The organism is Streptomyces niger, assembly GCF_000718305.1.
In the GTDB taxonomy this organism is placed as follows: domain Bacteria; phylum Actinomycetota; class Actinomycetes; order Streptomycetales; family Streptomycetaceae; genus Streptomyces; species Streptomyces niger.
On the sequence record NZ_JOFQ01000003.1, the window covers coordinates 263341 to 277160 of the forward strand.

Genomic DNA, 13820 nt, shown 5'->3' on the forward strand with positions numbered 1-13820 from the left:
GTCCGACCAGGCACACTTGAGTCATGACGTCCGCCACCACGCCCCCGCACTCCCGTCCGCCCCAGCGCTCCCGCGCTCGCCGTCTGGTGCCCCTCGGCATCGCCGCGTGGGCCGTCCTGGAGATCTGGCTGCTCATCCTGGTCGGCGAGGCCGCGGGTGGGCTGGCGGTCTTCCTCCTGCTGGTGGCCGGCGTGGTGCTCGGCGGTTACGTCATCAAGCGGGCCGGCCGGCGTGCCTGGAAGAACCTGACCGGCGCGTTCCAGCAGCCCGGCGCGGACCCGGAGCGGCCCGCGGCCGAGCGCAGCGGCAGCAACGTCCTGCCGATGCTCGGCGGCCTGCTGCTGATGTGCCCCGGACTGCTCTCGGACGTCCTTCCGCACCGTTCACGTCGACCGTCTCCCTGTCCCCCGGCCTGCGGAGTCCAACGTATACGCCGCCGGCCCCGTTACCGGCGGGCTCCGGCCGCTCGGTGTGCCGCCTCCGGGGCGAGCGGCGCGGTCGACGGCCCGGCCTGCAGGCTCCATGCCGAGCCGTCGGCTCCCACCACCACAGGACGGTGATCCACCGTGTCGTCCTTTCGCCGCCCCGGGCGTCTCCGGGCTTCTCAGGGCACGTCGATACGTTCGCGCATCCGGGTGTCTGCGTGCAGGGCCGTTCAGGCCCTGTGCAAGGGCCTTCTCCTGGACCGGCCGGCCGCCGGTCGGCAACGGCCGGGCCCGTTCGGCCCTGGTGCGGATTTCCGTACGCGCGAAAGCTGGAGCCACAGTCGGTTCGGACGGCCGGGGACGTACCGGATCGCCGCGCACAGGGCGAACAGTTCGAAGGGGTCCCTCATGAAGGCGCACGTCTACCACGCACCGGGCCGGTCGTCCTGGGAGGACGTGCAGGAGCCCGGGATCCGGGATGCCGCCGACGTGATCGTGCGGGTCTCGGCCGTCACCATCTGCGGTACCGACCTGCACATCCTCAAGGGGGACGTACCGGAAGTGCGGCCGGGAACGGTGCTCGGCCACGAGGCCGTCGGCGAGGTCGTCGAGACCGGCGGCGAGGTGCGCAGCGTGCGGGCCGGCGACCGGGTGCTGGTGTCGTGCATCTCGGCGTGCGGCCGGTGCAGCTACTGCCGGGTGGGCGCCTACGGCCAGTGCCGCGGAGGGGGTGGCTGGATCCTGGGGCACACGGTCCACGGCACACAGGCCGAGTACGTGCGCGTGCCCTTCGCAGACCTGTCCGTCCATCCGCTGCCGAGTGCTGTGCGCGACCAGGACGCCGTACTGCTGGCCGACGTCTTCCCCACCGCCTACGAAGTGGGGGTGCTGAACGGCGCTGTACGGCCGGGCGACACGGTCGTGGTGGTCGGCGCCGGGCCTGTGGGGCTCGCCGCCATCGCCACGGCGCGGCTGTTCTCACCGGCGCGGATCGTCGCCGTGGACGTCATCCCGTCACGGCTGACGGCGGCCCGGACGTTCGGCGCGGACGTGAAGGCATTGGAGGGCGAGGAACCGGGGCAGCTCGTCGCCGACCTCACCGACGGCCTGGGAGCGGACGTCGTCATCGAGGCGGTCGGCGCCCCCGAGAGCTTCGAGATGTGTGTGCGCATGGTACGTCCGGGCGGGCACGTGGCCAACGTCGGCGTGCACGAGAAGCCCGCGACGCTTCACCTGGAAGACCTGTGGAGCAAGAACGTCACGCTGACTACAGGGCTGGTCGACACGCGCACCACACCCGCGCTGCTGCGCATGCTCACCGATGACCGGCTGCCGACCGCACCCATGGTCACGCACACCTTCCCCCTCGGGCGGATGGTGGAGGCGTACGACACCTTCACGCGGGCGAGCGAAACGGACGCACTGAAAGTCGTACTGACGGCCTAGTCCTGCCGCCGAGCGCCCCGGCGACGAAGCGGCGGGAGAGGAGAGTGGCACACATGCGAGCCCAACTCGGTGACGAACTGGTGGTGGAGAGCCCCACCACCGGAAGCCGCCTGCGGGCCGGAGAGATCGTCGGGCTGCATCACGCGGACGGCTCCCCTCCCTACGATGTGCGCTGGTCGGACACCGGCCAGGTGACACTCGTCCATCCCGGGCCGGACGCTCGCATCCGCCCGTCCAAGGTGCCGGAGAACCCTTCCGAGTCCTCCGGCTTGCACGGCAGGGTGCCCGAACCGCCGCCTCCCGGGAGCGACTTCGGACGTCGCGTGGCCCACGAACGGCAGCGCCTGGGCCTGAGCCGGGCCGAGGTGGCCGACCGGGCGGGGATGGCCGAGAACTACCTCTCCTACCTGGAGCAGCGACCGGCCGACCCGTCCTCCGCCACCGTGCTGAGGTTGGCGGCCGCCCTGGAGACCAGTCCGGATGCATTACGAGGCGCCGGGACGGAGCGGGCGCCGGGGGCGGGTCGCGCTGCGAACCGTCCCCGCCTGCATGAGCTCGGGCCCGAGGAATGCCGGCGCCTGGTGTCTTCTCACGGCGTGGGACGCCTGGCGCTGTCGACCGCCGACGGGCCCCAGGTGTTACCCGTGAACTATGCCCTGGTCGACGACACCGTCGTGTACCGAACGGCGCCGGGTACCGTCACCGCGGCAGCTGTCGGAAAACTCGCGGCGCTCCAGGTGGACCACGTCGACGAGGCCATGAGCCGGGGCTGGAGCGTACTGATGGTCGGGCCTGCGCGGCTCGTCACGGGACCGGCCGCCGAGGAACTGGACTCCCGCGCACCGTCGTTGCCGTGGGCCGGCGGAGACCGCCCCCTCTGGGTGTCGATCGGTCCGCTCCGCATCAGCGGGCGGCGGATAGACGTCGAGTGAGCCGGACGCCCCCTGCATGAGGCCGAACGGCCCCCGGTGCCGTGGGGCGCTGTGGCACACACTGACGGTAGGACGAAGTGAGAAGCCCGAGCATCGAGGTTCTCTTCATGAACTGCTTCGACTGCACACAAGAGCGAAAGAGCGTCCCAGCGGTCGCGGTCTGCTGTCACTGCGGCACGGGAGTCTGTGCCGAGCACCTGGTTCTCAGGACCGAGGAAGTGCACCACGACATGGGCACAGGCCCTTCCTGGGGGAAGCGTTCCGCCCGCCGTGCGACCTGCCCTACCTGCAACAGCGCCGAACAGGAAAATCCTGCCACCTAGACGTCGGTGCTCCAGCGCGTCAGGCCGCTGGGCATCTGAAGGAGGGGACGTGAAGGGAACACTCGCCCTCGGCCGGATCGCCGGTGTGCGGGTCGGCGTCCACTGGAGCGTCCTGGTCATCCTGGTGCTGGTGACACTCGCCCTTGCCCAGGGGCGCCTTCCCGACAACCACCCCGGCTACTCGGCAGCGGCCTACTGGGGAGTGGCCCTCGTCACCGCCGTGGTCTTCCTCGCTTCGCTGCTGGCCCACGAACTGGCGCACGCCGTCGTAGCACGCCGCAACCACGTCGAGGTCGAGGACATCACGCTGTGGATGCTGGGCGGAGTGGCGCGTCTGCGCGACGAAGCGTCGTCCCCGCGCGCCGAGTTGCGTATCGCCGGGGTGGGCCCGCTGACGAGCGCCGTATTGGGCGCCCTGTTCGTCGGACTGTTCCTGTGGCTGGACCGCCTGTCCGTCCCACGGCTTCTCGCCGAGGCCGTCGGCTGGCTCGCCGCCGTCAACGTCCTGCTGGCCGTCTTCAACTCCCTTCCCGCGGCCCCGCTCGACGGCGGTCGGCTGCTGCGGGCGTTCCTGTGGTGGCGCAGCGGCGACCGGCTGAAGGCCGCTCTGGGCGCCACCGCCGCCGGACGGTTCGTCGGCTGGTTGCTGGTGCTGCTCGGCTTCGCCTCCGTTCTGCTCGGCGGTGACCTTTCGGGTCTCTGGCTGGCGCTCATCGGATGGTTCATGATCGTGACGGCGACCGAGGAAGGCCAGCAGGCCCAGCTCCGCAGCACACTGTCCGGCGTCCCGGTGCGGCAGGTGATGACGCCGCACCCTGCCACCGTCCCCGCCACGGCCACCGTCGAGGACTTCCTCGCACATCTGCCTACCGGTTATTACCGCCATACGGCCTTTCCCGTCCTGGCCTCGGCAGACCTGGACGGAGCCCCGGTCGGCCTGGTCTCCGTCACACAGATCGACCGCATCCCGGCGGACCGCCGCGCCACCACCACGCTCGGCGACATCATGAGCCCGTTGGCCGATGTCGCCACCGCCCTTCCCGACTCTCCGGTGGTGAAGCTGCTGCCGCTCCTGGAGAGCGGTGCGGGGCGCCGCGCCCTGGTCATCTCGCCCACGACGGGCAGTCTCCTCGGCATCGTGTCGCGTTCGGACATCAGTCGCACCGTCTCCTGGCTTACGGCGGGAGCCGCACACCAGCCTTAGCGAGCGCGCCGGCTCGCGGTCCCGAGGAGGCCACCATGAGGCGCACGAAACTGCTGTGGCGCTGGCGGAGCAACCCGCTCAGGCGGCCCTCCGACATCCTTGAGGCGAGGATCATCCTCATGGCGGTCGTGCTCCTCTTGGCCGGCGGCCTCACTGCCGGGATCGCGACGGGGCGGGCAGCCGGCGACGCCCTCCGCGAACAGCGCCAGGGCCGAATTGCGACCACCGCGGTACTGGTCGATGACGCACCCGACCGGTCCGCCGACACCGCCTACCGAACCGGTGACGACAAGGTGAGCGTCACGGTCCGCTGGCAGGACCGCAATGGCTCGGCGCGGGTGGGCACGACGCGGGTCGAGCCGGATCGGCCGGCCGGCACGAAGATCACTGTCTGGGTCGACGAGCACGGCCGGCTCACCGCACGGCCTCCCGGCCCGGTCACCAGTGTCATCGAGGCGGCGCTGGTGGGAACCGTGGCGGCAATCGGCTGGTCCAGCCTGGTGCTGTGCGTGGTGTACGGGATGCGCCTGCGGCTGGAGCACCGCCGCGCCCAGCAGTGGGAACGCGAATGGGCCGCGATCGATCCGCGGTGGGGGCCCAAACGTTCATGACGGCCGCCACGTGACACGGCACACCGAGCGCGCCGGCAACGGTCGTCCGGGACACTGCCCCGCCGCGCCCGTCACCTCACTCGACGTCGAGCACCTCTCGCACCGGGCGGCGGGGCGTAGCAGGCCCCTGGGGGCCGTAGCCGAGGCGCAGGACCATCTGCACGAATCCGGTCGCCGACCGGGGATCTCGGGCCAGCCACCGCAGGTCGGGCCACTCCAGAGCATGGGAGGTGAGGGAGGTGGCCAGGTCGTGCGCGGTGGCGAGCAGAAGAACGCGTTCCAGCGCCTGTCCCGCGCGGAGCCAGTCCTCGGTCCCGTCCTCGGCGGTACTCAGCAGAGCGAGGTGGGGCGTGTTCTCGAACGTCATCGTGGCGCGGTCGGCCACCGGCCGACGGCCGGCGAAGTCACGTACCGGGGCGCCGCCGTACCACTTGCGCGGCCCGAAGGCGTAATCCGGGACACCATCCGTGGCGGTGTCGGCCTCGGCCGTCCCGATGCGGGACCACCGGTTCAGGTCTTCGGCGTTACGGGGATCCAGGGTGTCACGGCCCTCGGCGTCCCCGACGAGTTCCAGCAGCGACTGCGCGTGCCAGGCGCCGGGGAAGTCCAGCCGCGCGCCCTCCAGCCGAGCAGCCTCGCTCAGCGCCGCCCGCACCGCCTCGGGAATCTCCTTGTCCGCGAACGGGTAACGACTCGTGTGCCGCCTGCGGATCGCGGGGTACAGAGCGACGAGGGACGCATCGGCGGGCTCACGTTCCCTCAGGCGCACTTCAGCAAGCAGCTGCGGCTGCGCGGCATCGGGCAGCAGGTGCACACGCGCTTCCAGGCCGGCGTGTTCGGCGGCGACCCGAAGGTTGAACAGCGCTGCGCCGCAACCGAGATGCAGGCCCCGGTGCGTGGAGTCGCTGCGCGGCATCGCCCGTTCGAGATCGGCGAACAGCTGCAGGGTGCGGTGGTCGGCGCGGTGCCGGAAGCGCCACGGTTGAGCGTTGTGCATGGACGGGGCGGCGGTCGCATCACGAACAAGAGCCGTCACGGTCGTTGCGTCCAGCGGTGATACCGGCATCGCACCTCTCCCCTCAGGGGGCCACGGACCCGACGACTGCGAGCCCGCTCGTTCCGGAGCCAGGATAGTCGGGTACTCGTCCTCTTCCGGGGAGGTCGGCGCAGTCGTACCTTCGATCGTTCTGTTTCGGCTCGCTCGACGCGGCGCGAATGCGGGCGGCCCTTCATGCGCACCTGCTCGCGGTAATTGTTCTGGCGGCCGGCGGCTACTCGCACCGCGCTGTGAAATGGAGCCCGGGAGAGGTCGGCACGGTGAGCGCGTTGTACCCGGGGATGCCGGCGATCCACTCATGGGTCTCGGGCCCCAGCACGATCGCCGCCGTGGCGTACACATCAGCCCAGGTGAGTTGGGGCCCGGTCACGGTTGCGGAGAGGATGCCCGTCGCTGGCGTACCGGTGCGGGGGTCGGTGATGTGGCAGCCGCGTTCTGTCGTGCCGGAGGTGGCTATGGCCAGGTCGCGGCCGGTCACGGTGGTGAGGAGGCGGCCGGGGCGGTGAGGGTCGGCGATACCCACGCGCCAGGGCGTGCCGGGTGATGCCTCGCCACTGAGCTGAAGGTCACCGCCGCCGTTCACGTACGTGTTGACCGCGCCGCCCGCGCGGAGGATGCGGGAGGCCTCTTCCACTGCCCAGCCCTTGACGAGTCCTGAGGGGTCGAGGCGGCCTCCGGGGTGTGTGGTGAAACAGCCCCGGGTGCGGGTTTCCGCCTCGGCGCACAGGTCGAGCACGTGCTCGACCAGATCCGGGACCTGGTCGAGCGTTGTGGCGCCGCGGGCGAGGCGGCTGATGGCGCTGTCGGGGCGGTAGGTCGAGAAGAGTCGGTCGACGTGGTGGAGCCAGGCGACGGCATCACGCAGTGCGGTGGCGATGGCGGGGGTCGGCCGGTCGCGGACGTCGAAGGAGAAGACGGTGCCCATGACGTGCTCGACGTGGTGAAGACCTGGGCGGTGGGAGCGTTGTGCGGCGGCCGGCCTCCGGCCGCCGGGCGTATCGACGGGCTGAACGGTGTCAGGCATGGGCCCGGTCCAGTGCGCTCTGGAGGGACTGGATGTATCCCTCGCTGGTGTATGAGGCACCGGAGACCGCATCGATGTGCGCACTCTGGGCAGTCAGGGCCGCCCGCGTCAGCTGCGGTACGGCGTAACCGGCTAGCTGCTGATCGCGGCCGTTCGCGGAAGGCACTTGCAGCACCTTGACCGCGGTGATCCGTCCGCCCTTCAGCGTGGCGGCGACCTGGACGGGGCCGTAGCGCGTGTTGACGACGTCACCGGTGAAGGTTCCGTTGCTGCCGCTGGTCCTCGTCGGGGCGGTGGCGGTGCCCGTGCCGCCTGCCGACGACGGCGCGGGGGCCGCGGACGGTGCGGGAGCCACGGGCGGTGCGGTGGCCTGATGCGGTTTGAGCGAGAGCAGCAGGACGATGCCGGCGACGCTGGTGAGCGTGGTGACGGCGGCTCTGCGCACGGTGTCTCCTTGGAATGGCTACGAGGACGAAGACGTCAGGGGCGGCCGACAGGCCTCAGAGGGCGAAAGAGTCCCTCAGAAGGCGAAAGACTCGTGGTGGATGCGGTGACGCGGTACGCCCGCAGCGCGGAGGGCGGCCCGGGCGGCGTCGGTCATGCCGGGCGGGCCGCACAGGTACACGTCCCGTTCGGCGAGGTCCGGAACCTGCTGGGTCAAGGCGTCGGCCGTGAGTGGGAGGGCGTACCCGGCCGGGGACGAGACGGAGTAGCGGACGCGGGCGCCGCGGGCGGCGGCGATCGCGTCGAGTTCGCCGCGCAGGGCGAGATCCTGGGGGCGGTGGGCCCAGTAGATCAGCGCGGTGTCGCCGGGCAGCGTCTCGAAGAGGGCGCGCAGTGGTGTGATGCCGACACCACCCGCGAGGAGGAGCGACTTGCCGGCGCGGGCACGGGCCGGGGTGAGCCCGCCGTACGGTCCCTCGGCCCAGACGCGGGTGCCTGGCGCGAGCCCGGCGACGGCGGCGCTGTGCCGACCGACGGCCTTGACGGTGATCCGCAGGAAGCGCGGGTCGGCAGGGGCGGAGAGGGAGTACGGGGAGGCGGTCCACCACAGTCCGGGGGCGAGGAAGCGCCAGCGGAAGAACTGGCCCGGCCGGGCGCGCAGTGCGTCCAGCCGGTCACCGGTGAGGTGGACCGAGACGACGCCGGGGGCTTCGGGCCGTATCTCGGCGATGCGCAGCCGGTGCCGGCGGGCCGACCGCACCGGTACGAGGAAGCGGTACCAGCACACCAGCACCGCGACCGTCCCGTACAGCGCGTACCAGGCGGCCTGTGCCAGTGGGTGGCCCGCGAAATCGGCGCCGTCGGCGAGCTGGTGGCCGAAGGCGAGGAAGACCGCCGCGTAGGTGGCGAAGTGCAGGTGGTGCCAGGTCTCGTAGCTGACGCGGCGGCGGGCCGCGCGGGCGGAGACGGCCGCGGTCAGCAGGAACAGCAGGAAGGCGACGGTGGCTTTGAGCATGTCGGGGTAGTTCAGCACGACGGTGGTGGTCTCGGCGACGATGCCGGTCCGACCGGTGAGCGCATAGCCCCACAGGATCAGCAGCGTGTGGGCCAGGACCAGGGAGATCGTCCAGCGGCCGCCGAAGGCGTGCCAGCGGGCCAGCCGGTCGGTGCCGATCCCGTGGTCGATCAGGGGTACGCGGGCCATGAGCGCGAGCAGGACGGCGCAGGCGTACCCGGCCAGGAGGCCGGTGATGCGGCCCGCGCCGGTGAGCAGGCCCGCGAGGCCGACCACGGAGGACGTGTCCGTCCACCACAGGGCCAGAACTGCGGCGGCGCCGGCCCCGATGAGCAGCAGGACGAGCGACGGACCGGCGCCATTGGGCGGCCGGTACGCGGCGGCGCGATGGCGTGGGCCGGGCCGGGCGGCGACGCCGCGGGTGGGCATGAGGTCGGCCATGGGGGCGTCTCTCCTCGGTGAGCTGGACCGTTCGCGGCCCAGCCTCGCCGTCCCGCCTCTGAGAACCCTCTGAACGGGCGGCTTCCGAGGACATTCAGAGGATACTCAGAGCATTTCCCCGACGGCCCCGCGCCCGCGGCGGGGGATGCTGGGAGCACCATGCAGAACTTCACCTCGCCACCCGCCCTGAACAGGTCCGACGGCTCCCCCGCCCGGGTGCTCGTCGTCGACGACGAGCGGGACCTCACCGATGTCCTGGCTGCCGCGCTGCGCGCGGAGGGCTGCGAAGTCCGTACGGCGGCCGACGGCGCCTCGGCGCTGGAGGTGGCCGCGGCCTTCCGCCCCGACGCGGTGGTGCTCGACTGGATGCTGCCGGACATCGACGGGCTCGCGGTGCTGCGCGGGCTGCGTGAGCGCGCGCCGGGCATCTGCGTACTCTTCCTGACCGCCCGGGACGCGGTGGAGGACCGTATCGCGGGCATCACGGCCGGTGGGGACGATTACGTGACCAAGCCGTTCAGCCTGGAGGAGGTACTGGCCCGGCTGCGCGGGCTGCTGCGCCGGGCCGGCATGACGCACGCGCCCAGCGACCACCGGCTGGTCTTCGCCGATCTGGTGATGGACGAGGACGCGCGCGAGGTGAGCCGCGCGGGCGAGGTCGTGGACCTGTCCCGTACGGAGTTCGAACTGTTGCGTTTCCTGATGCGCAATCCGCGCCGGGCCCTGTCCAAGGAGCAGATCCTCGACCGCGTCTGGTCCTACGACTTCGGCGGCCGGGCCCACGTCGTCGAGCTCTACATCAGCTACCTCCGCAAGAAGATCGACGCGGGACGGGAACCACTGATCCACACTGTGCGAGGCGTGGGATACGTACTGAAGCAGGCCCCGCGGCAGGGAGAGGGACCGGGAGCCGGGCGGGATGCGGGGCGCGGCTCCGGGCAGGAGCGGCCGTGAGCGCGCGGCGCCGCCTTCGTGGCGTCCACCCACCCCGTTCGCTGCGGGCCCGGCTCACCGCCGGACTGGTGGTGCTCCTCGCGGTGGCGTGCCTGGCCGTGGGCACGACCACCGTCATCGCCCTGGAGCACTTCCTGGTACGCCGCCTCGATCAACAGCTCAGCGCGTCCGGTGGCCGCTTCGCCGCCAGCCTGGAGCACGGGGAGCGCCCGGACGCGGACAACCGGCCCGACACCCGTGGCCAGTCGGACGGCACCTTCGGCGCCCGGCTGCTGGGCGGCCGCGTCACGCAGGCCTCCGTCGTACGCGACGAGACCCAGGCGACCGTGCCGCTGACCGACACGGACCGCCGGGCGCTCGCCGACGTGCCCGTCGGCGAGGACGGCCACACCGTCCGGCTGAGCGCCCTGAACCACTACCGCGTCACCGCCGTGGCCGGCGACGACGGGGACGTCCTGATCACCGGGCTGCCGCTGCACCCGGTCGAGGAGACGGTCCACCGGTTGGAACTGGTGGAGGCGCTGGTCTTCGGCGCGGCCCTGGCCGCGACGGCAGTGGCGGGCGCACTGTGGGTACGCGTGTCCCTCCGGCCGCTGGACCGGGTCGCCGCGACCGCCGTGGAGGTGACCCGGATGCCGCTGGCCAGCGGACAGGTAGCGCTACCCGAGCCGTTGCCGCCGAGCGACCCGGACACCGAGGTCGGGCAGGTCGCCACCGCCCTGAACCGGATGCTCGGCCACGTCGGGGACGCCTTGGACCGCCGCCACGCGAGCGAGGAGAGACTGCGGCAGTTCGCCGCGGATGCCAGCCACGAGCTGCGCACCCCTGTCGCCACCGTTCGCGCCCACACCGAGCTCGCCCTGCGCCACAAGGGCCCCCTGCCTGCGGAGGTACGGCACGCCCTGGAACGCGTGCACTCCGAGTCCCAACGCATGTCAGGACTGGTCGACGACCTGCTGCTGCTCGCCCGGCTCGACGCGGGCCGGCCCTTGGCCCGCGAGCCGGTGGACCTCACCCGCCTCGCCCTCGACGCCGTCGACGACGCCCGCGCCGTCGCCCGCGACCACCGCTGGCGCTTGGACCTGCCGCCCGAACCCGTCTACGTCGAGGGCGACCCGCACCGTCTCCACCAGGTCATCGCCAACCTCCTCGGCAACGCCCGCGGCCACACTCCCGCGGGCACCGAGGTGACCCTGGCCATCGCCTCGGCCCCGGTCGGTGGCCGAACCCAACTCACCGTCACCGACAACGGCCCCGGCATCCCCGAAGCACTCCAGGCCGAGGTCTTCGACCGCTTCACCCGCGCCGACCACAGCCGCTCCCGCACCGCCGGCGGCACCGGCCTCGGCCTGGCCATCGTCCAGGCCGTCACCACCGCGCACGGCGGCACCGTCGACGTCTTCAGCCGCCCCGGCCACACCTGCTTCCGCCTCCGTCTGCCCTCCGCACCGGCACCTGATCAGCCGACCGGATGAAGGCAGTGTCGCTCGGAACCAGCTGTCGGAGCGCCGGGGCCCGTTGTGTGGCCTCGGGTCAGGACGCGGGCGGATGCCATGCCGAGGGCAAGGTCAGTCCGCTTGGTGCGGGTTGCCCGGACAGCGGCACCAGACCTTGCGGTCTGTCTCCCCGCGCTCCGGTGAAGTCGACCGTGCCGCCGCAGAACGTAGCATTCTCGAAGGTGACCTCGCCGCCGGAGAACATCGCGCGGAAGAAGGTGCTCCCGCCGCCGGAGAACGTCGCACCGGTGAAGTTCACGTGGCCACCGGAGAACGCCGCTTCGGAGAAGTCGGCCCTGCTGCCGGAGAATGTGGTAGCGACGAAGCCGACTGTGCCGCCGGAGAACCTCGCTTCGGAGAAGTCGACCGTGCCGCCGCAGAACGCCGCGCCGCCGAAGTCGACCTCGCCGCCGGTGAACGCTGCGCGGAAGAAGTTGACCAGGTGGCCGGAGAACGTCGCGTAGCGGAGATTGACCGTCCCGCCGGAGAAGGTGGCTTCGGAGAAGTCGATCGTGCTGCCGGAGAATGCCACGCGGCTGAGGTCTCCGCCGTCGAAGACAACGCCGGTGAAGTTCAGATCGTGGCCTTGCCAGGAGTGCGGATGATCGGCGGCAAGGCGAAGATGATCGCGGATGAGACGGATGATCGTGTGCCGGACTTGGCGCAGAGCCAGGTACGCGTGCCGAGCGTCCACGTCGTTCGGCGGGAGATCGGCCTCGGCGGTGTACGGTAGGCCGAGGTAGGCGCACAGGACGTCGATGCAGGTTTGCCGCAGTTCACGGGTGGGTGCGTCATCGGCGAGACCGGCCAGGGCGTGCACGCCGCCCAGACGTACCGCGGCGGACTCCTCGCCGAGCTGGGCGACGGCGGTGGTGAACCGCTCGGTGTGCAACCGGGTAGCGTCCCGCAGCGCACCGTCCTCGTCGACCCGCTGGCGACGGTAGGCCACCACCAGGGCGACCAGGGCGCTGGCTCCCGCGACCGCACCGAGGGACAGCTTCACCAGGTCGAACAGCGTCTTGGCGGTGACGTGGGGCTCGGGTTCGAGGCCCTGGGCACCCAGCAGAGCCCACACCATGAAGAAGACGCCGGCGGCCGTGACGATCGCGGTGAGAAACGCGGCAGGCAGGACGATCCACACGTTCCACAGGCGCAGGCCGCGCCGTTCCGTCCGGCGTCGGGACAGGAGAGCCCTCACACAGCTGAGACCACCCGGTCCTTGCGCCGGTTCCGGCTCAGCGTGCCGGCTCCACTCGTCAGGCCCCTTGAAACCGATCATCTAGGCTGACGCGGTGACTGATGAGCAGGAGCGGGTACGGCCGTCGGGAGTGTGGGCCACGGCGGTGGGGGTGGCCAGAGTGCGGGCGCTGGAGACCGAGCGGGAGGACGCGCTGTTCCGCGACCCCCTGGCACAGGCCTTCGCCGCCGCCGGTGGCCTGTGGCCCTCCTCGCCGCCGCGGCCCGATGACGAGGCCGCGCGACGCCGCCGGCTGGCCGTGTCGTTCTCCATCGTCGTCAGGACGAACTTCCTCGACGACCTGTTGCGGCAGGCCTCCGCGTCCGGGATCCGGCAGGTCGTGCTGCTCGGCGCCGGCATGGACAGCCGGGCCTTCCGGATGAACTGGCCCGAGGACACCCGCCTGTTCGAGGTCGACACCGCCGCCCCACTGGCCTTCAAGGCTTCGGTGCTGCGCCAGGAGCGGGCCGTCGCACGCTGCGAGCGGATCACCGTCCCGGTGGATCTGCATGAGGACTGGCCAGGCGCGCTGACCGCCGCAGGGCACGACCCGGCCGTGCCGACCGCATGGATCGCCGAAGGACTGCTGATCTACCTTCCCGCGGATGCGGTGGAGCTACTCCTGGCCCGGATCAGCAGGCAATCGGCGGCGGGCAGTCGGATGGGGCTGACGTTGGGCTCGCGCGGCGTGATCGAGCGCTTCGGCGCGGACGCGGCACCCGGATCGGCGGCGTCCATGTGGGTGTCGGAGATGCCCGATGACCCGGTGGGCTGGCTGGCCGGGTACGGCTGGGACGCCGACATTCACACCCTGCGCGAGCGCGCTGCCGTCTACGGCCGCCCGATCAGCACCCCGCCGCAGCACGAAGAGCGGCCGGGCGGACTGGTCTCGGCGATCCGCCGGTAGAGCGAGGCGGCTACCTCCACCACCGAATTGCCCAGCCTCCTGGGCTTCGCCCAACGCCTCGAACGCGACCTCAACGCCGTCACCGCGTGCCTCGCACCGCCCTGGAACTCCCGCGCCGTGGAAGGCCGCCCTGGAGCCCTCGACGTCCTCCTTGCGCCGCGCTGAGCCACGCATCGTAGCGGCCCTGGACCTGTTCGACGCCTTCGGCTCCAAGGAGAAGTCGGGCCGGCGTGAACCTGGACGGCGGGTCACTGTGCGGGCGCAGCCGGGGGCTGTCCGGTCCCGGACGGGGGCTCTTCGGCCC

Annotated in this window: 15 protein-coding genes; 10 read left to right on the forward strand and 5 right to left on the reverse strand. The window is 71.7% G+C overall.

The window, feature by feature from the left end:
* Positions 1 to 23 precede the first annotated feature (23 nt).
* From fxsA to IF20_RS07765, 6 genes are all read left to right on the forward strand, one after another.
* Positions 24 to 560, forward strand: a complete 537-nt coding sequence (gene fxsA, locus IF20_RS37495) for an FxsA family membrane protein (RefSeq protein WP_110943938.1) — start codon at positions 24 to 26, stop codon at positions 558 to 560.
* A gap of 273 nt (positions 561 to 833) precedes the next feature.
* A complete protein-coding gene (locus IF20_RS07750; protein WP_052864255.1) occupies positions 834 to 1871 on the forward strand; it encodes an alcohol dehydrogenase catalytic domain-containing protein in 1038 nt (345 codons plus the stop codon).
* Between the two features lie 53 nt (positions 1872 to 1924).
* Positions 1925 to 2803 (forward strand): DUF1918 domain-containing protein, encoded by an 879-nt coding sequence (locus IF20_RS07755; protein ID WP_052864256.1) that lies wholly within the window; start codon positions 1925 to 1927, stop codon positions 2801 to 2803.
* Between the two features lie 107 nt (positions 2804 to 2910).
* Entirely contained in the window at positions 2911 to 3126 is a 216-nt protein-coding gene (locus IF20_RS40885; protein ID WP_199896520.1) for a DUF2180 family protein, read from the forward strand.
* A gap of 49 nt (positions 3127 to 3175) precedes the next feature.
* Complete coding sequence (locus tag IF20_RS07760; protein ID WP_052864257.1) at positions 3176 to 4330, forward strand: site-2 protease family protein; 1155 nt, start codon at positions 3176 to 3178, stop codon at positions 4328 to 4330.
* Between the two features lie 35 nt (positions 4331 to 4365).
* Positions 4366 to 4941 carry an Rv1733c family protein gene (locus IF20_RS07765; RefSeq protein WP_052864258.1) on the forward strand — a complete coding sequence of 192 codons (576 nt, stop codon included), beginning with the start codon at positions 4366 to 4368 and terminating at the stop codon, positions 4939 to 4941.
* Positions 4942 to 5017: 76 nt separating this feature from the next.
* On the opposite strand, the gene IF20_RS07770 is transcribed toward IF20_RS07765, so the two are convergent.
* From IF20_RS07770 to IF20_RS07785, 4 genes are all read right to left on the reverse strand, one after another.
* On the reverse strand, positions 5018 to 6007 hold the full coding sequence (locus IF20_RS07770) for an Acg family FMN-binding oxidoreductase (RefSeq protein WP_052864259.1): 990 nt from the start codon (positions 6005 to 6007) through the stop codon (positions 5018 to 5020).
* Between the two features lie 205 nt (positions 6008 to 6212).
* Positions 6213 to 7022 carry an FAD:protein FMN transferase gene (locus tag IF20_RS07775; protein ID WP_407702466.1) on the reverse strand — a complete coding sequence of 270 codons (810 nt, stop codon included), beginning with the start codon at positions 7020 to 7022 and terminating at the stop codon, positions 6213 to 6215.
* Positions 7015 to 7467: an FMN-binding protein gene (locus IF20_RS07780; RefSeq protein WP_052864261.1), complete on the reverse strand. Its 453-nt coding sequence runs from the start codon at positions 7465 to 7467 to the stop codon at positions 7015 to 7017. The genes IF20_RS07775 and IF20_RS07780 overlap by 8 nt, the downstream gene beginning before the upstream one ends.
* Positions 7468 to 7542: 75 nt before the next feature.
* On the reverse strand, positions 7543 to 8922 hold the full coding sequence (locus tag IF20_RS07785) for a ferredoxin reductase family protein (protein ID WP_052864262.1): 1380 nt from the start codon (positions 8920 to 8922) through the stop codon (positions 7543 to 7545).
* 159 nt (positions 8923 to 9081) lie between these two features.
* On the opposite strand from IF20_RS07785, the gene IF20_RS07790 reads away from it, so the two are divergent.
* A complete protein-coding gene (locus IF20_RS07790) occupies positions 9082 to 9876 on the forward strand; it encodes a response regulator transcription factor (protein ID WP_110943940.1) in 795 nt (264 codons plus the stop codon).
* A complete protein-coding gene (locus IF20_RS07795; protein ID WP_052864263.1) occupies positions 9873 to 11351 on the forward strand; it encodes a sensor histidine kinase in 1479 nt (492 codons plus the stop codon). The genes IF20_RS07790 and IF20_RS07795 overlap by 4 nt, the downstream gene beginning before the upstream one ends.
* 58 nt (positions 11352 to 11409) lie before the next feature.
* Here the strand turns inward: IF20_RS07795 and IF20_RS07800 are convergent, their stop codons facing one another.
* The gene (locus tag IF20_RS07800) at positions 11410 to 12570 is read right to left on the reverse strand and encodes a pentapeptide repeat-containing protein (protein WP_052864264.1); all 1161 of its coding nucleotides are present in this window, start codon (positions 12568 to 12570) and stop codon (positions 11410 to 11412) included.
* Between the two features lie 94 nt (positions 12571 to 12664).
* Here IF20_RS07800 and IF20_RS07805 point away from each other — a divergent pair, with 94 nt between their 5' ends.
* A complete protein-coding gene (locus IF20_RS07805; RefSeq protein ID WP_110943942.1) occupies positions 12665 to 13516 on the forward strand; it encodes a class I SAM-dependent methyltransferase in 852 nt (283 codons plus the stop codon).
* A 27-nt stretch (positions 13517 to 13543) separates the two neighbouring features.
* The gene (locus tag IF20_RS39015; RefSeq protein ID WP_199896522.1) at positions 13544 to 13681 is read left to right on the forward strand and encodes a hypothetical protein; all 138 of its coding nucleotides are present in this window, start codon (positions 13544 to 13546) and stop codon (positions 13679 to 13681) included.
* The last annotated feature ends 139 nt before the right edge of the window (positions 13682 to 13820 follow it).